General features: G+C 68.9%; 15 protein-coding genes. 10 read left to right on the forward strand and 5 right to left on the reverse strand.

The window, feature by feature from the left end; translation table 11 throughout:
* The 3 genes from G1H10_RS28280 to G1H10_RS28290 all read left to right on the forward strand — a co-directional run.
* A partial coding sequence (locus G1H10_RS28280; RefSeq protein ID WP_216853747.1) for an HNH endonuclease signature motif containing protein occupies positions 1-1,079 on the forward strand: 1,079 nt, incomplete at its 5' end.
* Positions 1,080-1,342: 263 nt separating this feature from the next.
* A complete protein-coding gene (locus G1H10_RS28285) occupies positions 1,343-1,627 on the forward strand; it encodes an acylphosphatase (RefSeq protein WP_216853748.1) in 285 nt (94 codons plus the stop codon).
* A gap of 75 nt (positions 1,628-1,702) precedes the next feature.
* Entirely contained in the window at positions 1,703-2,593 is an 891-nt protein-coding gene (locus tag G1H10_RS28290; protein ID WP_163744305.1) for a TIGR03619 family F420-dependent LLM class oxidoreductase, read from the forward strand.
* A gap of 18 nt (positions 2,594-2,611) precedes the next feature.
* On the opposite strand, the gene G1H10_RS33510 is transcribed toward G1H10_RS28290, so the two are convergent.
* Positions 2,612-3,844 (reverse strand): LCP family protein, encoded by a 1,233-nt coding sequence (locus G1H10_RS33510; protein ID WP_216853749.1) that lies wholly within the window; start codon positions 3,842-3,844, stop codon positions 2,612-2,614.
* A 480-nt stretch (positions 3,845-4,324) separates the two neighbouring features.
* Here G1H10_RS33510 and G1H10_RS28300 point away from each other — a divergent pair, with 480 nt between their 5' ends.
* The 5 genes from G1H10_RS28300 (at position 4,325) to G1H10_RS28320 (ending at position 9,319) form a co-directional block, all read left to right on the forward strand.
* The gene (locus tag G1H10_RS28300) at positions 4,325-5,782 is read left to right on the forward strand and encodes an LCP family protein (protein ID WP_163744307.1); all 1,458 of its coding nucleotides are present in this window, start codon (positions 4,325-4,327) and stop codon (positions 5,780-5,782) included.
* A 59-nt stretch (positions 5,783-5,841) separates the two neighbouring features.
* On the forward strand, positions 5,842-6,990 hold the full coding sequence (locus G1H10_RS28305; RefSeq protein WP_163744309.1) for a glycosyltransferase family 2 protein: 1,149 nt from the start codon (positions 5,842-5,844) through the stop codon (positions 6,988-6,990).
* Between the two features lie 122 nt (positions 6,991-7,112).
* Positions 7,113-8,003 carry an ABC transporter permease gene (locus G1H10_RS28310; RefSeq protein WP_163744311.1) on the forward strand — a complete coding sequence of 297 codons (891 nt, stop codon included), beginning with the start codon at positions 7,113-7,115 and terminating at the stop codon, positions 8,001-8,003.
* A 10-nt stretch (positions 8,004-8,013) separates the two neighbouring features.
* Positions 8,014-8,811 (forward strand): ABC transporter ATP-binding protein, encoded by a 798-nt coding sequence (locus G1H10_RS28315; protein WP_216853750.1) that lies wholly within the window; start codon positions 8,014-8,016, stop codon positions 8,809-8,811.
* A gap of 331 nt (positions 8,812-9,142) precedes the next feature.
* Entirely contained in the window at positions 9,143-9,319 is a 177-nt protein-coding gene (locus G1H10_RS28320; protein WP_163744313.1) for a hypothetical protein, read from the forward strand.
* A gap of 54 nt (positions 9,320-9,373) precedes the next feature.
* Here G1H10_RS28320 and G1H10_RS28325 read toward each other — a convergent pair whose 3' ends face one another.
* The 4 genes from G1H10_RS28325 to G1H10_RS28340 form a co-directional block, all read right to left on the reverse strand.
* Positions 9,374-11,503 (reverse strand): acetoacetate--CoA ligase, encoded by a 2,130-nt coding sequence (locus G1H10_RS28325; RefSeq protein WP_163744315.1) that lies wholly within the window; start codon positions 11,501-11,503, stop codon positions 9,374-9,376.
* A 104-nt stretch (positions 11,504-11,607) separates the two neighbouring features.
* Complete coding sequence (locus G1H10_RS33515; protein ID WP_163744317.1) at positions 11,608-12,687, reverse strand: glycosyltransferase; 1,080 nt, start codon at positions 12,685-12,687, stop codon at positions 11,608-11,610.
* A 172-nt stretch (positions 12,688-12,859) separates the two neighbouring features.
* A complete protein-coding gene (locus G1H10_RS28335; protein WP_163744319.1) occupies positions 12,860-14,122 on the reverse strand; it encodes a nucleotide sugar dehydrogenase in 1,263 nt (420 codons plus the stop codon).
* 192 nt (positions 14,123-14,314) lie between these two features.
* Positions 14,315-16,690, reverse strand: coding sequence for an ATP-binding protein (locus G1H10_RS28340; RefSeq protein WP_163744321.1), 2,376 nt, complete (start codon positions 16,688-16,690; stop codon positions 14,315-14,317).
* Positions 16,691-16,871: 181 nt separating this feature from the next.
* Between G1H10_RS28340 and G1H10_RS28345 the strand changes: the two genes are divergently transcribed.
* Positions 16,872-18,491: an asparagine synthase-related protein gene (locus G1H10_RS28345; RefSeq protein WP_163744323.1), complete on the forward strand. Its 1,620-nt coding sequence runs from the start codon at positions 16,872-16,874 to the stop codon at positions 18,489-18,491.
* 2 nt (positions 18,492-18,493) lie between these two features.
* Complete coding sequence (locus G1H10_RS28350; protein WP_163744325.1) at positions 18,494-18,907, forward strand: hypothetical protein; 414 nt, start codon at positions 18,494-18,496, stop codon at positions 18,905-18,907.
* Positions 18,908-18,949: the final 42 nt, after the last annotated feature.

Here is an 18,949-nt window from a genome sequence, read left to right on the forward strand (position 1 = left end):
CCACCGACATCCCCGCCGACGACGCCGCCCGGGCGGAGGACGACCTGGCCGCGTTCGCCCGCGAGTACGACCCGGCCACGCTGCAGCGCCTGGCCGATCACCTGCTGCACGTGCTCACCAGCGACAGTCTGGAAGACCGCGACGAACGCGCCCAGCGCAAACGGTCGCTGCGCATCTGTGACCGGGGAGACGGCACCGTGCGCATCACCGGGCTGCTGGGCACCGAGGCCGCGGCGATCGTGCGCAGCGCACTGGACCCGCTCGCCGTGCCCGAACCGGGCGAGGACGGCGAGAAAGACCAGCGCGCCGCGGAGCAGCGCCTGGCCGATGCGTTGACCGAACTCGCCCGCCGTGCCCTGGCCACCGACACCCTGCCCACCCGCCACGGCCACCCCACCCAACTCCTCCTGCTCGCCAACCTGAACACCCTGCTCGACCACACCAGCGACACCGACGGCTGCCCCGACAGCGCCCATGTGGACGGCGCCCACGGCGACGGCAGTGACAACGGCGCTGTCGGGGAGGGTGGGGTGTTCACCGCGGGTGGCTGTACGCACCAGGACACACCCCCGCGGTGGCTCCAGGACACCTGGGCCCGACGCTTCGGTGTCGCCCCGGCCGAGCTCACCCACGGCGGACCGATCTCGTCGGAGGCGCTACGCCGTCTGGCCTGCGACGCCGACATCACCACCGTCCTGGTGGATCAGCACGGCGTCCCCCTGCGCGTCGGACGCGCCGAACGTCTGGTCACTCCCGGCATCTACACCGCCCTCATCGCCCGCGACCGCGGCTGCGCCTTCCCCGGCTGCACCCGACCCCCGGCCTGGACCCAAGCGCATCACATCGTCCATTGGGCCGACGGTGGTCCGACGGACCTGGAGAATCTCGTCCTGGTCTGTACGTACCACCACCGTGTGGTCCACCACGGCGGCTGGGAGGTCCGCCTCGGCACCGACGGGCACCCGGAATTCATCCCGCCCCCGTGGGTGGACCCGGATCGCACCCCCAGACGCAACACCCGACCCCGACACGACCACCAACCCCCACCCCACACCGAAGGTGGCCATCGCAGGTCGTGAGCTCTTCGACAGATGCGCCGTGCAACACAGTCCAACAACCTCAGACGTCGAGCCGGCACCCGGTCCAGGTGAACCCACCTGCACCGGGTACCGGCCGTGCGTCGTTCCCGACCACCGGACTGCACCGCGACACCCGGCGGGACGTACACCTCGGCCCGCCAGTGCCTGCGGGCTTCTGTGGGCAGATGTCCGCCGCAGGCGGTGGTCGGCGGTGAAGTACGGGCTGTGGCGACAACTCGCGTCGTTGATGCACGCTGGGCAGTATGAACGCCTCGATGATCCGCAGACGCGTGGTGGTCCACGGCGCCGTTCAGGGCGTGTTCTTCCGCGATAACTGCCGCCGGGAAGCTCACCGCAACGGAGTCAATGGATGGGTCCGCAACCGGCCGGACGGGGCGGTGGAGGCGGTTTTCGAAGGCACGGTGGACAGCGTCGACACGATGATCTCCTGGGCGCGTCACGGTCCACCGGCGGCGCAAGTGCAACGGGTGGAGGCGCACGAAGAGCCAGTAGAAGGCTTGGCTGAATTCAGCGTCCGGCACGGCTGACACTCTCGTCGCAGGCCCACGGTGACGTGACTCACGTTGACCTTGACACCCATGTGAAGCCCTACCGTGCTGACCATGGCACAGGACATACGAGATCCGGCGCAGGGACGCAGCAGCACCGATTCCAGGCAACCGGAGGAGAGAGCTGCAGCGCACCCACCCCGTCTGCACGCCGTGCTGCCGAACGAGTCCGTCGACATCGGCCCGGAACGTATCGTCGAGCTTGCCCGGCACGCGGAGGATCTGGGGTATGAGGCCGTGTGGCTTCCCGACCACCTTCTGCCACCCGGACCCTACGGCCGCACCTACGGGGGTGTGTACGAGCCACTGGTGATGCTGGCAGCCGTCGCCGCTTCGACCCGTCGCGTCCGATTCGGTACGTCGGTGCTTATCCTGCCGTTGCGGGATCCGTTCCTGTTGGCCAAACAGGTCTCCACGGTCGAGCGGCTGGCTCCAGGACGGATGATCCTCGGCGTGGGCACCGGCTGGGATGCGGCCGAGTTCGCTGCTCTGGGCGCCGAGTTCCGGGGCCGTGGCGCGCGTGCCGACGAGGCGCTGCGACTGATCCGGCACCTGCACGCCGTCGGCAAGGGGCCGTTCGATGGCCCGACGTATGGCTTCGAGATCGGCGTGTTCGCACCTCAGCCGACTGCGCCGGTGCCGATCATGGTGGGCGGCACGTCAGACGTCGCGCTGCGGCGGGCCGCCGCATACGCGGACGTCTGGCAGGGTGTCGGTCTGGACGTGGCCGGGTTCCGCGCTCGTGTCGCCGCGCTGCGTACGCGAACGGATCGGCCGATCGACGTGGGTACGCGGATCAGCATGGATGGCCGGACACGTCCGGAAGACGCGGCGTCGGAGATCGCTGAACTCGGTGAGGCGGGCGCCGGCCATGTGGCGGTGTCGTTCGGTCCGGCCGAAGGGTGCGCCGAACGCATGACCGCGTTGAAACGTCAATGGCGATGAGTGCGCGCCCGCCCGTGGTCACTCCTCGAGCAGGTGTGAAGGCACCTCGGAACCCTCGCGCAACGCCGTCCACAGCTCGCCGGCAGCGGCCTCGTCCCATGCCACCGTGTTGCCCGCGCTCCCGATCGGAACCGTCAGAGTATCGCCCGAGTCGCCGGTGACCTTGGTCATCGACCTGATGAAGGTCAACATGTCCAGCGGCCCTGTGCCCTCGTCCAGCACGAGGGCATTGCCGCCGGACAGCGCGGCGCGGGAGAACTCGATCGGGTTGAGCAGCGTGCCCGGGGACATCGCCTCGTCCGCGATCGCGGACATCAGCTCCCGTTGACGTTCCACCCGGCCCAGGTCGGCGCGCGGGTCGAAGTACCGGGCGCGTGCATAACCCAGGGCGTCGGTGCCGCCGAGTTCCTGACAACCGGCCGGAAGGTCGATGTGCGCCTTCTCGTCCTCGATCGCCTCATCCAGGCACATCTCGACGCCGCCGAGTGCGTCGACGATATCGGCGAAGCCGCCGAAGCCGATCTCGACGTAGTCGTCGACGGCCACGCCCGTGTTGGCTTCCACCGTTTCGACCAGGAGCGCCGGGCCGCCGAACGCATAGGCGGCGTTGATCCGCTGGGAACCTTCACCCGGAATGTCGACGACCGAGTCTCGCGGGATGCTGATGAGCGCGGGCCGGCCGCCGGACGGCACATGCAGCAGCATGATGGTGTCCGCGCGCTGACCCTCTGCGGTGCCGGTACCCAGCTCGCTGCGCTCCTCGTCGCTGAGATCGCTTCGGCTGTCGGACCCGACGACGAGGAAGACACGTCCGTCGGAGACGGCGGAACCGTGGTCATCCGGCACGGCATCCACCTTGTCGATGCGCGACCACGCGTACCAGGCGAGACCGACCAGTGCGATGACGATGATCAGGACCACGGCGAGGAACCACCGCAGGAACCGCCCGAATCCGGACCGGCGCTTCTTCGGGCGTCCACCGCCGCCCCGCGGCGGCCGTGGCTGGGCGGGCGGTGGAGAGCCGCCGGGGCGCTCAGCAGGCATCACGCGAGTTCCGCCGGCCGGCTGCGCGCGCTGGCGGGGGGCAGCGGCCGCGGGTGCCGGTTGCTCCTCGTCCTCGCGCGGACTGTGTGCGTAGCCACCGCGGTAAGACACGCCTGGGACGTTGCCATGCGAGTACGTGCTGACCTTGACCGGCCCCGACTTCGGGTTCCCGCCGGCCTGCGGGTCCTGCTGGTACTGGTCGCTCACAACAGGAACGGTACCTGCTTCCCGCCCAGATGTGGCCCCTTGTGCGTATGTGTCCGCCTTCCACGTTGAACCACGACACGCGGTCACGTTAAGCGTCGCCGCGAAACTGTGACGATATAGTTCTCTGCAAGTCACGGCAACGGTAAGGGTCGTGACGAGTCCGCCGGCTGGCATAAGGTCGTGTGACTGATGTGACAGCAGGTACGCCAGTGCACTCGGCGAGTCGTCCGCATGTGGGCCGTTCGCTGTGGTGATACTGGCCACGTCGGCGCTACGGGGGCGTCGAAGTGACATGGTCATGGGGGACGCGGAATGGCGCCTACGGCACGAGGGAGAGGTCAGTCCCGCCGTCCGCGCCGTCCATCCGCTTCGTCCCGTCCCGCAAGGCCCCAGCGGCGAGTACAGAGTGCCCGTGCGCGTCGCCAGGAGCGAGCCGAGGCCACGCGTTTCCGGCGCTCGCTCACCCTGGTTGGCATCTCCGTGCTGGCTCCCGGCAGCGCACAGCTGATCTGCGGTAACCGTCGTCTCGGCAAGATCGCCCTGTCGACCTGGGGCGTGGTGCTCGTGATCGCCCTGTTGGTGGCGACCACGATGTCGACCAATGACATCGCGAAACTGGCCGTCCAGCCGTGGATCCTCAGCACGGTGCGCATGCTCGCCTTTGCGTTGGCGCTGGCCTGGGTGGTGATCCTCATCGACGCTTGGCGGCTTGGTCACCCACCCGGGCTGAACCGCAGGCACCGCCTGATCATGGTGGGTGCCACCGTGGCACTCGGCGCGATGGTCTCGACCCCGTTCGTCGTCGCCGCGCGCTACGCCGAGGCCGCACACGACCTGGTGGTCCGGATGTTCCCGTCCGGTGAGGTCGCCGCGGCCAGTGACGGCCGGCTCAACATCGCGCTGCTCGGAGCCGATTCCGGTGACGGACGCGACGGCGTACGACCGGACAGCATCCACGTCGTCTCTATCGACGTGCTGACCGGCGAGCCGGCGCTGATCAGCCTGCCGCGCAATCTGGAGAACGCGCGTTTTCCGAGCGGTACGCCGGCGGCCGACCAGTTCCCGCAGGGGTTCAGCGGTGAAGGCGACCGCTCCGACTACCTGCTCAACGCGACCTGGACCTACGGGGAGGAGAACCCGGAGCTGTTCGAGGGTCCCTCGGGTCCGGGGCCCACCGCGGTCAAACAGGCGATCGAAGGCACGCTGGGCATCAAGATCCACTACTACGTGGCGGTCGATCTGATGGGCTTCCGCGACCTCATCGACGCTCTCGGTGGTATCACGGTCGAGGTCAACGAGGAGTTGCCGATCGGGGAGAAGGGCCGGGTGCTGGAGCCGGGTGTGCAGGAGCTCGACGGTTACCATGCGCTCTGGTACGCACGCTCCAGGGAGTCCACATCCGACTATGACCGGATGGAGCGCCAGATGTGTGTCATCGGCGCGCTGTTCAATGAGGCGGACCCGTCGTCGGTGCTGATGAACTTCCTCGATCTCGCCGAGGCGTCGTCGAACATGGTGCAAACGGACATCCCGCGGCAGGATCTCACCAAGCTGGTCGATCTGGCATTCGACGCCAAGGGCCAGGAGCTCATGTCGCTGCAGTTGGTGCCGCCCCTGATCGTCCCGGCCGACCCGGACTTCTCCCGGATCGCCGACGAGACCGCAGCCCTGCTCTCCGGCGCCGGGCGGGACGAGAGCACGCCGCAGACGATGGGTGACGGTACGACTCAGAGCGCCGAGCAGCCGGCGGAGGCGGACGCGGACGCGGATAACGGTGATGGTGGCGCCCCGGCGGACGGTGAAGGGCAGGGCGACGCGGCGGATTCCACCCCCGACGACGGCGGGAACGGCGGAACGGACGACGACGCCGGTGATGGCGGAGGCGATGACACGGACGGCGACCCGGTCGGTGTGTCGTCGGCGTGCTCCTACGGATAGTCGGCCGCACGGGTCCGGCTGCGACATGGTGCGGCCGGCGAGGTAGTGTGCTCGCCGACATGGACACTGCATCTCCGAATCCGTCGACTGAGCCCTCGAGCGCAGCGGGCAGCGCGGACCTGCACCGACCGGACCGAGGCGACCGCGATGTCGCGGACCGATCCGCGGAAGCCGGTACCGCGGAACAGGCGTGGCCGGGCGTGTCGGTGATCATGCCGGTGCGTGACGAGGAGCGGCACCTGGCCGACGCGGTGGCCGGGGTGCTGGCGCAGCGTTACCCGGGTGAGCTGGAAGTGATCCTCGCGGTCGGGCCGTCCGTGGACCGCACTGCCGAGGTCGCCGCGGAACTGGCCGGCGCGGACCCCAGGATCCGGCTGGTCGACAACCCGGCCGGAAAGACTCCAGCCGGGTTGAACGCCGGTCTGGATGCGGCACGCCACGGCATCGTCGTGCGGGTCGACGGGCACGGCATCCTCAGTCCGGGGTACATCCACCGGGCGGTGGAAGTCCTGCGCGAGACGGGTGCCGCCAACGTCGGCGGCATCATGCATGCCGAGGGCACCACGGACTTCGAGCGGGCGGTGGCGCGCGCCTACTGCTCAAAGCTGGGACTCGGCGGCGGGCGGTTCCATGTCGGCGGGCCTGCCGGCCCGGCGGACACCGTCTACCTGGGCGTCTTCCGCAAGGAGGTGCTCGACCGGCTCGGCGGCTTCGATGAGCATTTCGTCCGTGCCCAGGATTGGGAGCTCAATTACCGGATCCGAGGTGCCGGGGAGCGGGTGTGGTTCACTCCAGACCTGAAGGTGACCTATCGGCCGCGCCCGAATCTCAAAACGCTGGCCCGGCAGTTTCTGCGCACCGGACAGTGGCGCCGCGAGGTGGTCCGTACCTACCCGGAGACGGCTAGCCTGCGGTACCTCGCCGCTCCGGCTGTGGTCGTGGCGGTGGTCCTGGGCAGCGCGGCCGGTGTCGCCGCTGCGGCGGGCGCACCGGGCTGGTTGGCGCTGGGGTGGCTGGCGCCCGCTGGATACGGGGCCGGCGTCGTCCTCGGTGGGCTGGCGGTCGGGCGTGGTCTGCCGGCGCGCGCTCAGGCCTGGCTACCGACGGTGCTCGCCACGATCCACATGAGCTGGGGCGTGGGGTTCCTCACGGGCGCTCGCCGGCAGGGGCGCTCGACCTCGCGGTCTGGGCCGGGTTCCGGCCGTTGAGAGTCCGGGCGGCGCGAGGCACGTCGGCGGTGACGGCCGCAGTCGTCTACCCTTGATCCGATGCGCGATTCGGTGGCTCTGCGCTGTGCAGGAGATGGACGTAGTGGAAAGGCAAGTCTGAGATGAATGCCACTCGGCTCGATGAGGAGTTCACCTCGTCGGTGCACATCTATGAGCCGCACCGCAACGGGCTGCCTCGGCTGAGGCCGTACTTCAAGGCGCTCTGGCAGCGCAAGCCGTTCGCCACCGAGATGTCGCGCGCAAGCATCCGAGCCGACAACGTCAACACCTTCTTCGGTCAGATCTGGCAGGTCCTCAACCCGCTCTTCCTGGCGTGTGTCTACTTCCTGCTGGTGATGATCATCCGAGGACGGGGCAACTCGTTCGACGCGAACGTGGAACGGTTCGTCCATCTGTGTGCTGGGCTGTTCGTCTACCACATCTTCTTCGCCGGATGTGTGCGGCAAGGGGCGTCCAGCGTGGTAGGCGGCGGCAAACTGCTGCTGAACATGTCCTTCCCGCGGTTGTTGCTGCCGTTGGCCGAGGTGCGGACGGCCTTCGTCAAGTTCCTGCCCACGCTGGTCGTCTTCTTCGTCATCCTGTTGGGCTTCGGACGGCCGCTGCATTGGGAAGTGATCATCGCCCCGGCCTTCTTCCTCATGCTGGGGATGTTCGCCGCCGGCATGGCGATGATCTTCGCGACCATGCAGGTCTACTTCCGTGATATCGGAAGCTTCCTCCCGTACATGGTGCGGATCTGGCTCTACATGTCGCCGATCCTGTGGTATCCGGATGATCCGATCAATACGCTGAACGATGCTGGGATCCCGGAGTGGGTGCTGCACGCGAACCCGTTGTATTCCATGGTGGGTGGATGGAGCGAGCTGCTCGTCCAGGGCCACATCCCGGAGGCATCATGGTGGATCGCCGCCTCCAGCTGGTCCGTCGTTGCGCTCGTCACGGGGGCGTTGTTCTTCATGTCGAGGGAGCGCGAATTTGCCGTCCGTCTCTGAGGCCAAGACTGTGACCGACACCGACACCGATACCACCACCTCGGACCCGGCGGTCCGGGTCGAGAACCTTTCGGTGATGTACCGGACCACGTTCGAGAAGGTTCCGACGTTCAAGTCCGCGCTGCGCCGCGTCGGCCGGGGGAAACGTGAGGTGCACGAGGTCAAGGCGCTGACCGACGTCTCGTTCGAGGTCGATCACGGCACCAGCATCGGGATCATCGGCTCGAACGGCGCCGGCAAGTCCAGCCTGATGCGTGCGATCGCGGGTATCCTGCCGCCCAGCGAGGGGCGGATCGAAGTGCACGGCCGGGTCAGTACTCTGCTGGCACTGGGTGTCGGCTTCAACCGGAAGCTCTCCGGGCGAGAGAACGTCATCCTGGGCGGGCTGGCGGCGGGGATGACCCACGCCGAGCTGAACGAACGCTATGACGAGATCGCCGAGTTCGCGGAGCTCGGCGAGTTCATCGATATGCCGATGCGGACCTATTCGTCCGGCATGTACAGCCGCCTGGCGTTCTCCGTCGCCGTCCATCTCAACCCCGACATCCTGCTGATCGACGAGGCCCTGTCGACCGGGGACGCGAAGTTCAAGCAGAAGGCCGCCCGCAAGATGCGCGAGGTCGCCGACAACGCGGGCACGATGTTCCTGGTCAGTCACTCCATGCGGAGCATCAAGCGGTTGTGCTCGCAGTGCCTGTGGCTGCACAAGGGTCAGGTCATGATGCAGGGTGAGCCGGAAGAGGTCATCGCCGCATACAGCAAGTTCCTCGAGGTGGGCGAGGACGCGTTCACACTGGACGACATGTAGCGCGATGCCGGCTCGGATGCGGCTGCGCATGCGGTTGCCCGCGGCCTCGGGTTGTCAACCCGCGTGTGACCGAGCCAGCGACGATGTCAACGCTGTGACCTGGGGCTGTCTCAGAGTGTGACCAAAGTGTTCACAATCTGTGATGGTCTTGCGTATTGTCTCGCCCGTGCGCCAAGGTGAGATTGACTACGGCATCGAGATGAGCCCGGAGACCACACGCGTGTACCGTCCGAGGCGGGAATCGAGCAGTCGGTTGGACACTCCGCCGCCGGCGCCGTTGCCTCGGCAGAACGCACGTCGTACGGACGCAAGTGCGAGCGAGGTGAACCGCATGCGCGCTGAGATCGATGAGTTACACACACGTCTGGCGGCGTCGGAGGCCCGGCTGGCTCACGTGGAGGGCCGGCTGCAACGCATACTCGGCAGCCGCTCGTATCGGTTTGCCCGGCGGCTCGCGTCGGCGCGGCGCCGCGTCGCCCGGGTGGTGGGGGTCGGCAGCTCTTCGTGACGGCCCGGGTCGCGGCACCCGACGCGTCGGCGGCAAGATGCCGCGTGCAGCACCTCAAGCGGGTGTGTCGCCGCGACCGGCCAGGCGGAGGAACGGCCCCAACGAGTCCGGGTTGCGGAGTGCCTCGCGGCTGACCGCCTTCTCCGGTGCAGTGCCGGCGAGGATCCGTTTCACCGGGACTTCACACTTCTTGCCGTTGAGCGTGCGAGGGATATCGTCGACGACGACGAAGCGGTCCGGCACGTGCCGCGGCGACAGCTCCTCCCGTAGTGTCCGGCGGAGTTCCGCCGTCACCTCGTCGGCTTCCGCGGACGCGCCCAGCACCAGGAAACACAGCAGTTCGCCGTTGCCGTCGGCGGCATCTCCAGACGTATCGATCACGAGCGAGTCGAGCACGGCGGGATGCCCTTCGACCACGCGGTAGAACTCCGCGGTCCCCATCCGGACCCCGCCGCGGTTCAGGGTGGAGTCACTGCGGCCATGGATGATCGCGGAGCCGCGGTGCGTGATGGTGATCCAGTCCCCATGCCGCCACACACCCGGGTACTGCTCGAAGTACGCCTCGCGTAGCCGGGAGCCGTCGTCGTCGTTCCAGAACGAGACCGGCATCGAAGGCATCGGCTCGGTCAGGACGAGTTCGCCGACCTCGTCGACGACGGGCCGGCCGGACTCGTCGTAGGCGGCGACGGCTGCACCGAGCGACGGACGTGAGAGTTCGCCCAGCCACACCGGGACATCGGGAGCCGGCCCGACGAACCCCGTACACAGGTCGGTGCCGCCGGAGAAGCTGGCGATCTGGACATCCGTGCCGAGGTTGTCCGACAGCCAGCGGAATCCGTCCACGGAGAGCGGGGCACCGGTGGAACCGACGGTGCGCAGCGCTGACAACTCGTACCGGCCGAGCGTCAACCCGTCCTTCATGCAGGCCTGGACGAACGGTGCCGACGTCCCGAACACGGTGACCCGTTCCTCGGCGGCGTACTCCCACAGGCTGTGCATGCCCGGGTAGGCGGGGCTGCCGTCGTAGAGCATCACAGTGGCACCCACAAGCAGTCCGGAGATGACGAAGTTCCACATCATCCAGCCGGTGGTGGTGAACCAGAAGAAGCGGTCGTCCGGGCCGGCGTCGAAATGGAGCGCCATCGCCTTGAGGTGCTCCAGCGTGATGCCGCCGTGGCCGTGCACGATGCCCTTCGGCAGACCCGTCGTCCCGGAGGAGTACAGCACCCAGAGCGGGTGGTCGAACGGCACCGGCTCGTACTCCAGGTGGGCGCCGTCACCCAGAGCGAGAAATCGAGTCCAGCTGAGCCGCCGCAGGTCGGCTGCACCGGGGTCTCGCCCGGATCGCTCGGCGGGCCCGGTCACATCACGGCCGGTCACGTCCGGGCTGGGTACATCCGGGCTGGTCACGTCTGAGCCGGTCACGTCAGAGCTGGTCACGTCAGAGCTGGCCGCATGCGGGCCGGCCGTCTCCGGCTCCGCGTCCGTCAGGTATGACAGGACCACCGTCGCTCGCAGGGTCGGCAGCGCGTCTTCCAGTTGCGCCACCGTGCTGTCGATGCGGTGTTCCCGGCCGTTGTAGAGGTAGCCGTCGATGGTGACCAGCACGACCGGGTCGAGCTGGCGGAAGCGGTCGGCGATGGCACGGAACCCGAAATCCGGCGAGCAGGACGACCAGATCGCGCCTAGGCTCGCCGTGGCGAGGAAGGCGACGAGCGTCTCGGGAGAGTTCGGAACCAGGCCGACGACGCGGTCGCCGCGCCGCACACCGAGCCGGTGCAGTGCCGCCCGCGCGGCGGCCACCTGACGACGGAGCTCACCGTAGGTGAGCGTGCGTCGGCCGTCCTCCCGGCGGAAGACCACGGCCACGTCCGTGTCGGCCTTTCCGGTGCCTGGGCGGAGCGCATGCTCGGCGTAGTTGAGCGTGGCTTCCGGGAACCACCGGGTGCCCGGCATGGTCCGCCGGGGCAGTGTGTCCGTCGGCGGAGTGTGGAAGTCGACGTCGAAGTAGCGGGCCAGCGCGGCCCAGAAGGCGGCCGGTTCGGTGACCGACCATCGCCAGAGACTGTCGTAATCGTCCACGTCGACGACGTGTTCCGAGCGGAGCCATGCACGGAAGCGAGCGATCCGACTCGCCGCGATCTTCTCAGGGGTTGGCGTCCACACGACCTCGGGTTCGGCCATGTCCCAAATCTAGCGTCCGAGCAGCCCGGCGTGGACCCGTCCAGCCCCACATATGCCGTACGTGTGATGTGGCACCGGCACACCACACGCGTCTCCACCGGTGCTCAGCGGCGGGCGGCGGCGCGCTCCAGCGTCTCCACGAACAGACCGGCGTCCGCCTCCCAGCTGTAGTGCTCCGTCACGGCCTTGCGGCCGGCGGCGGCGAGCCGGTCCCGCTCGGCGCGGTCGCTGCTCAGTCTGAGCACGGCGGCCTCCACCGCGTCGACGTCGCCGAACGGCACCACGACCCCGCAGTCATGACCGGACACGAGCTCCGTCGAGGCCGGGTTCGGCGTGGTCACCACCGGCAGACCGTAGGCCATGTACTCCAGGATCTTGGTGGGCCGCGAGTGCGCATAGTTGGGTTGGTCGTGCAGCAGGCTCAGGCCGGCCAAGGCGCCCGGCAGCCGGCCCAGTGCCTGGTCGTTCGGGACGAAGCCGTGCCAGTGCACGTGCCCGGCGTCGTGCGCCTCGCGAACGTGGTCGGCGCAGTCGTCGTCGGCGTTGCCGATCAGGTGAACCTCGATCTCCGGCGCCAGCCGCCGCCCCAGTTCGAGCATTTCCCGTGCTCCGCGTGGCAGCGTGATCCGGCCGAGGTAGACGACGCGGTTGTCCACCGGCACGTCGAGTTCCTCCGGCTCGGCGGCGCTGTTCCGGATGACGGGATGGTCGCCGCGGAACCGGCGCGCGTATCCCTCCTCGGCGAGCAGCAGCGTCGTCCTGCGCTCCGCCCGGCGCTCCAGGTAGCGGATCAGCCCGGTGGCCAGCGGACGTGCCGGCCTGGGCAACCACGGCTTCATCCCGATCGCCGCGGCGGTGTCCTCGTGCACGTCCCAGACCAGGCCCGGGTGGTCCAAGCCGGACGCGGCGAGCAGGAGTTCGGGATCGTGCATGAGCACGACGTCGTAGTCCGCGGCGCGGCGGCGCAGCAGATTCCGCGCGGCGCGGAGCGCTCCGAGGCGGTTCAGCCCGTGCGCCCGCGGAACGTCGATGGAGCGGAAATCGCTCGGCAACGGCCGCGCGTATCCGCTGAACGGCGCCGCCAGGGTGACCGCGTGACCTGCGTCGCGGAGCGCGGCGATCTGCTTGTGCCGGATCCGGGTGTCCTCGGGATCGTGCACCACCGTCAGTACAAGGACGTCCACCCGGCAGACTCTATCTCGCTCCCGCCCCTCACCCCCGCACGCACCCACCTAAATGATCATGTGAAGTGGGTTTCCTCGTGCCGTACCAGGTCTGCAGACATGGTAGTGCTGGAGAAAACCCACTTCACATGATCATTTAGGCCGTGGCGGCGGTTGGGGTTGGGGTTGTGGGTCAGAGGTGTTCGACGGTGTCGGATGCCGGGGTGAAGCCGCGGGTGTCCAGGACGCGCAGCGCGTTCTTGGCGATCATCTCGCCGTCGTACTCCCGGTGGTTCTGCAGTACGACGACGACGTCGGCCGTGGCGAGCGCGGACTCGAGATCCGGCACCCGGTCCAACTCGGCGTCGTCGACCCGCCACCGCGGCACGTAGGGGTCGTGGAACGTGACCTCGGCACCCAGGGCGACGAGCCGTCGCGCGACCGGGACAGCCGGCGACTCTCGCTGGTCGGCGATGTCGCGCTTGTACGTGACGCCCAGCAGCAGCACCGTCGAGCCGTTGACCGCCTTGCGGTCCCGGTTCAGGATGTTCTGCACGCGCTGAGCGACGTACGTGGGCATCGTCGCGTTGATCTCCTGGGCCAGCTCCACGAAGCGGAATGGATAACCCAGGCGGGCCCGGACGTTGTGGCTGAGGTAATTCGGGTCGATCGGGATGCAGTGCCCGCCGACGCCGGGCCCCGGATAGAAGGGCTGGAATCCGAATGGTTTGCTCGACGCCAGCCGGATCACGTCCCACAGGTCGATGTCGAGCTCGTGACAGAACATCGCCATCTCGTTGACCAGCGCGATGTTGACATGGCGGTAGGTGTTCTCCAGCAGCTTCGCCGTCTCCGCCTCGCGCGTGCTCTTCGCCTCTACCACGGTGTCGACGAAACGACGGTAGAACGCGGCTGCCGCGGCGGTGCAGGCCTCCGTGTGCCCGCCGACCACCTTCGGCGTGTTCCGCATGCCGAACGTGGTGTTGCCCGGGTCGATGCGCTCCGGCGAGAAGGCCAGGTGGAAGTCGGTGCCGGCGGTGAGGCCGGTCTGCTCCAGCAGCGGCCGGACGACCTCGTCCGTGGTACCCGGATATGTGGTGGACTCCAGGATCACCAGCATGCCGGGGCGGAGCCGACCGGCGACGGCCTCGCTGGCGGAGATCACCGCGCGCAGGTCCGGGCCGCCTTCGTCGGAGAGCGGCGTGGGCACGCATACGACGATGGCCGCGGCGGAGGTGAGCTCGTCCGGGTCGGTCGTGGCGCGGAACCCGGCGGCGAGCATCTCGGCGATGTCGGCGTCGTCGAGATCGTCCACGTGCGATCGGCCGCTGTTCAACGCATCGACGACGGCGCCGTCGATGTCGAGGCCGAGCACGGTCAACCCCGACCGGGCCGCCTCCTGGGCGAGGGGTAGGCCGACGTAGCCGAGCCCGATCACCGCGAGATCCGCCACCATGTTGCTGCCTCCTTGGAGTCTGTGAGCGCGCGCAGCGCTCGCTCGGTGCCGCCACTATGCACGACGGTTCTGCGCCGGAGGCGACCAGTCTGCCGCACGGCGGTGCCGGCACCACCCTACGTCGGCTGTGCTGTACCGGCGTCAGCCTGGCGGCGGGCAGCGTATCGCGGCCACCCCTTTCAACGACGACGCTCAGCGTGGCAGCGTGTAGTGCTGGCCTGCGAGGAGCTCATCGGCGACCGTCGAATAGATCGGGCCCGTCTCACCCGCCCAGGGGAACGCGAACAGGGCCAGGACGGGGTCGGGGTCGACCCGGTGCACCACCCATGCTGCATCGTCGCCGTTACCGTCTCGGACGCAGGTGACGCTGGCCACCGAACGGTGTCCGATCAACCGGAGCGCTTGGTCGGCCAGCTCGGCCGGCTCGGGATAGGGACAGCCGGAGAAGCCGAAGGTGTCCGGACCCACCTCGGTGAGCGGTGAGCGCGCCAGCCAGACGGCCCTTCCCGCTGCCGGGATGTGGTCGCGATGCAGCTTCTTGCGCTCCAGGTTCTTGTCGGTGAGGACCGATGGCTTGACCGGGAGGTGGCGCAGGTACGGATGCTCCGCCCGGGCGGCCAGCTTCTCCTCGATCAGTGCGCCCAGGGTCTGCCGGCCATCCCCGGTGACACCGAACGGTGTGAGCAGTACGGACGCGCGCACTTGCCCGCCCACCACCAAGACGGTGCAGGCCAGGCCCCGTGGAACCTGCTCCAGGAACACCTCGCGCGTGGTGGACTGTAGCCGTCCCCACACCTCGGCGAGCCGCTCGGCGTCCCGCACGCGGAACCGCCGCCGGATGTGGGATTCGCGAAGCGCGGGTTGCACCTTCCACGGGCCCTGTCCGGTTGCGACGAAGGTCTGCGCGTCGGTGAGATTCTCCCGCGGGAACCGGGCCCACGGGAGAACCGGGAGTCCAGCCGCCGACGCCAGCGCGTACATCGCCGGCACGTTCTCGCCGAGCGCCGCGGCGAACATGGTCATCCCGCTCCGCTCCAGAACGATGTCGTGGCCGTCCCGGACGCCGTGGATCAGCCGTCCCTGAAAGCGGACCTCGTCCAGCCCGGCATCCTGCAGCGCCGGACCGAGATGATGCTGGTCGAGTCGGCGTGGCGTGCGTTCCCCGCCGTCCGTTCTGGGGGTGCCATCGGTTCCAGCGTGGTGGTCGGTTCCGGGCGTCCCGTGGGTTCCGGGCGTCCCGTCGGCGCCGGGGGTGCTGTCGGTTCCGGGCGTGCCTACCGTGGAAGCCGCGGCCGCGGGCGCGGCCAGCGGCATGCCGGCAAGCACCGGGGCGACGCCGCTGAGCGTGCTGCTGAGTGCGGTTCCGTCGGAACGTGTGTCGTCGGAGCGTGTGCCGCCCGGTCCACCGGCGGTAGGAGCGGTGAGATCCAGCCGGTGGGCACCCGCCGCGATGCTCTCCCTGGCCCGGAGGAAGTAGCCCTCGATGGTCTCGTCGCCGGTGTCGACCGGTTCTCCGTACAGCGGGAAGATGTGGATCGGCATCTCATTGTTGAGATTGATCTCGCACAGGATGCAACGCTGCTGGTCAGGCGGCGCGTCGAACCGCTCCAGCAGCACGTCGATCCCGGCGTGGTACGCGCTGGGGATACACGCCGCCGCGCGCTCGGCCAGCCGGAGGATCTCCGGATGCACCACGTCGATCAGCTCGTAACTGTCCCCTCCGGACGAGAGATTCGCCTTGTAATGCAGGAAGACGCGCCGGCCGTCCGCAGGCACGCTGTCCGGCGTCATGCCTCGCAGCGAAAGGTGATGCTCGGTGAACGAGTTGATGAGGATGGGACAGTGGCGCAGGTAGGCGTTGCTGGAGCGCAGCTCGTTCTTCTGATCGATCAGCTCGCGGATGGTGGAGGTGCCGTCGCCGATCACGTTGGCCGGGACTCGCAGCATGGCGGCCACCGCCTTGCCGGCTACGGTCATCACACGCAGGTCGATACCGGCGACCATCTCCTCCACCAGGATCCGGCGGGCGCGGGACAACGCGTCCTCGGCCGCCGCGCGCAACTCGTCGGCGTCCCGGATGTCGACCGTCACCCCCTTGCCGCCGCTGCCGACGATCGGCTTGACCACCACCGGGGGACCGATCTGCTCCATGGCCGCCAGCGCGTCCGCGTACGTGCCGACCACTGCGCCGCGGGCTACCGGCAGCCCGCGGTGGGCAAGGGCACGTTTGGTGAGCAGCTTGTCATTGGTCAGCTGTCGGTCGAGCGCCGTGAGAGGGGAACTCATGTTCTGGTAGAAACCTACGGCGAACCCGCCGTCGCTGATGATCTCGGTCTGCCGGTTGAGTCGCAACACGTCGAGCCCGCGACGTTCGGCCGCCTCGGCGATCATGGCGGCGTCCAGCGCCCGCTTCGCCACCTTGTGCTGGAGTTCATACGAGCGTGGCGGGAGGTGTTTCAGTTGGTTCAGCGCGGCATCGATCAGCGACTCGACGGGCGAGGAGAACGAAGCGGTGTCTGATGCCGGGTGCGCGTCCGGCGTCGCGGACGGGTCGGGCGTGTGCAGCATGTGTACCTGGTGGACTCGGAGGGAACGGCGTCGGCCTGTTTCTTGAATGTGACATTACATTGCCGGAATTGAGATCTGCATGCGGTAGGGGAGGATGGGAGGCATGCAGGCGGAGCGATCGAGACGCACGTTTGGAATGTGCGGACGAGTGGGGCCGGGTGACCGGTCCCGGGTGGATGCCATGTCAGATCAGCTGGGCGGCGTGCGTTCATTGCTGGACACACCCGACGGCGCATTACGCGCGGACGCGGGCGCGGTGCGGTGGTCCCGGCAGCAGGGCGCGGCGATCTCCTGGTCGCCGGTGCCGTTGCCGGAGACGGTCGGCGAGACCGCCGACGAAGCGGCGCTCCGGCACGACGCGTTTACCCTGGTCATCGACGACGGCTCCGGCCACCTGCACAGCGGTGTCTCAGGCGCGGTGCCGATCTACGTGGACGGGGCCGGACCGGCCACCGGCGCCGGCTCCGGCGCGGATACCGCGGTCCATTTCTGCTCCCGCGTGGAACCGCTTGCCCGGACCCGCGCCGGTGGGCTCCGGCCGGACTGGGACGCGTGGGCCCATATCCTCGCCGCCGGCGCCCCGCTGGAAGGACGGACGACGTTCGAAGGCATCCGCCGGCTGCAGCCGTGGAGCCGGGTGACGGCCGACCGTTCGGGTCGTGCCGAGCTCACCGCAGCAGGCTGGCCGTGGCTGGAGGGGCACGAGGTCGGTGCCGCCGGAGCGGGCGGTTCCGGGCTGGAAGCCGTCCGTGCGGCGCTGCTGGCGTCGGTGACCGAGCTCGGTGGCCGGGTCGCCTTGAACCCCCTGCTCAGCGGCGGTTGGGACTCACGCATACTGGCCACGCTCGCGGCGCGGGCGTCGGCGCGGCCGGTCACCGCGTGGACCACGTCCTCGGACACCGGAACCGTCATGGAGGAGTTGGTCGCCGCCAAGGTGGCCGCACAGCTCGGGGCGCGACACGAGCTGGTGCCGCCGCGATGGGACGGATTCGCCGATGACCTGGCGATGTTCGCCCGATCCGTGGACTACCAGACGTCCTTCCACGTCTGGCTGGTCCCGTTGGCCCGCGCGCTGGTGGGCACGTCCGGCGCGGTTCTGGACGGCCTCGGTGGGGGTCTCTTCGTCGGCGGGGCGTTTCCCGACGACGACACGGACCGCCCCGTCCTGGACAAGCGGTTCGACCTGCTGGCGCGGTACCTGAACGGGGCCGAGGCGGTGCTGGATCCGCGGGTGGTCGCGCAGCTCACCGAACGTACCCGAGCCAGTTTCGAGAGCGTGGCGAAGCCGTTGGTGGATCACCCGTTCGGCAGCACCTTCACGGCCTATCTCACCCGCACCCTGCCGGGGATCAGCCTCGCGCCGTACGGGTTGATGGCGTCCTCCGCGCCCGTGGCCACGCCGTTCCTGGACAACGACGTGGTACGGGCGGCCTTGGCGATCCCGCCGGCCGAGCATGCCGACGGACGGCTCTATCCGGAGCTGCTACGCGGTATCGACGCCGAACTGGCACAGTCGCCGACGGCGCTGGACCTCACGCCCCGCCCACGCCGTCACCCCCGGCGGGTGGCGTCGGTGGAGGCCGCCTCGCACGTCCGCGGCCTGCTCACCCGGGAGCCGGTCCGCCGGCTGCTGGCTCCGGGCCTGGCCGAGGCGGATCTCGACGTCTGGCAGGGCCTGTTGAACCAGACCCGGGCCCAGCACCTGATCCGCGGTCTGGCCACGCTCGCGCTCTGGCTGGAGGAGTACGACGACGTCTTGGGTGGCGTCGGCGTGGACGAGCTGCTGGAAGGGACGCGGTGAACATGCGGTACGAGCGAATCGGTGCGCTGCGACCGGGGCACGCGCTGCGGCCCGACCGGCCGGTCGTCGTGCCGGGCAAGAGCGCCGGCGGGCCGGAGCACCTGCAGGGCGACGTCGTCGACGTGCTGATCGAATGCGAGCGCGCCGGCGCCGCCACCGTGCTGCTGGCGAGTGACGTGGACGATCTTCAGACGCCGGTGGCGGCGGTATGCCGGTACGCCGCGGCCGCCCGGCCCGAGGTGGTCGAGGAGGCGGTGCGCCGCTTCGGTGCCGAGCGGGTCTACCCGGTCGAGTCCGTGGAGGCGGCCGATGCAGGTGACTGGCTCGGCCGATTGCCGCAGCCGGATCCGGGCACGTCCCGCTGGCGACGCGGTGTCCGGACCATTCTCGGCCGGATAGCGCCGAACCGGACATGATGTGGAAAGATTCGCTGTCGGACTTGAGGAAGCCCTGAATAC

This window comes from Phytoactinopolyspora halotolerans, from assembly GCF_010550675.1.
Classification (GTDB): Bacteria; Actinomycetota; Actinomycetes; order Jiangellales; family Jiangellaceae; genus Phytoactinopolyspora; species Phytoactinopolyspora halotolerans.

What these genes read in the sequence shown, in the direction of transcription:
- G1H10_RS28290 (WP_163744305.1), top strand. Translation starts at nt 1,703, where the DNA reads ATGGCACAGGACATACGAGATCCGGCGCAGGGACGCAGCAGCACCGAT.
- G1H10_RS28320 (WP_163744313.1), top strand. Translation starts at nt 9,143, where the DNA reads ATGCGCGCTGAGATCGATGAGTTACACACACGTCTGGCGGCGTCGGAG.
- G1H10_RS28305 (WP_163744309.1), top strand. Translation starts at nt 5,842, where the DNA reads ATGGACACTGCATCTCCGAATCCGTCGACTGAGCCCTCGAGCGCAGCG.
- G1H10_RS28340 (WP_163744321.1), bottom strand. Translation starts at nt 16,690, where the DNA reads ATGCTGCACACGCCCGACCCGTCCGCGACGCCGGACGCGCACCCGGCA.
- G1H10_RS28335 (WP_163744319.1), bottom strand. Translation starts at nt 14,122, where the DNA reads ATGGTGGCGGATCTCGCGGTGATCGGGCTCGGCTACGTCGGCCTACCC.
- G1H10_RS28345 (WP_163744323.1), top strand. Translation starts at nt 16,872, where the DNA reads ATGTCAGATCAGCTGGGCGGCGTGCGTTCATTGCTGGACACACCCGAC.
- G1H10_RS28325 (WP_163744315.1), bottom strand. Translation starts at nt 11,503, where the DNA reads ATGGCCGAACCCGAGGTCGTGTGGACGCCAACCCCTGAGAAGATCGCG.
- G1H10_RS28310 (WP_163744311.1), top strand. Translation starts at nt 7,113, where the DNA reads ATGAATGCCACTCGGCTCGATGAGGAGTTCACCTCGTCGGTGCACATC.
- G1H10_RS28350 (WP_163744325.1), top strand. Translation starts at nt 18,494, where the DNA reads ATGCGGTACGAGCGAATCGGTGCGCTGCGACCGGGGCACGCGCTGCGG.
- G1H10_RS28285 (WP_216853748.1), top strand. Translation starts at nt 1,343, where the DNA reads ATGAACGCCTCGATGATCCGCAGACGCGTGGTGGTCCACGGCGCCGTT.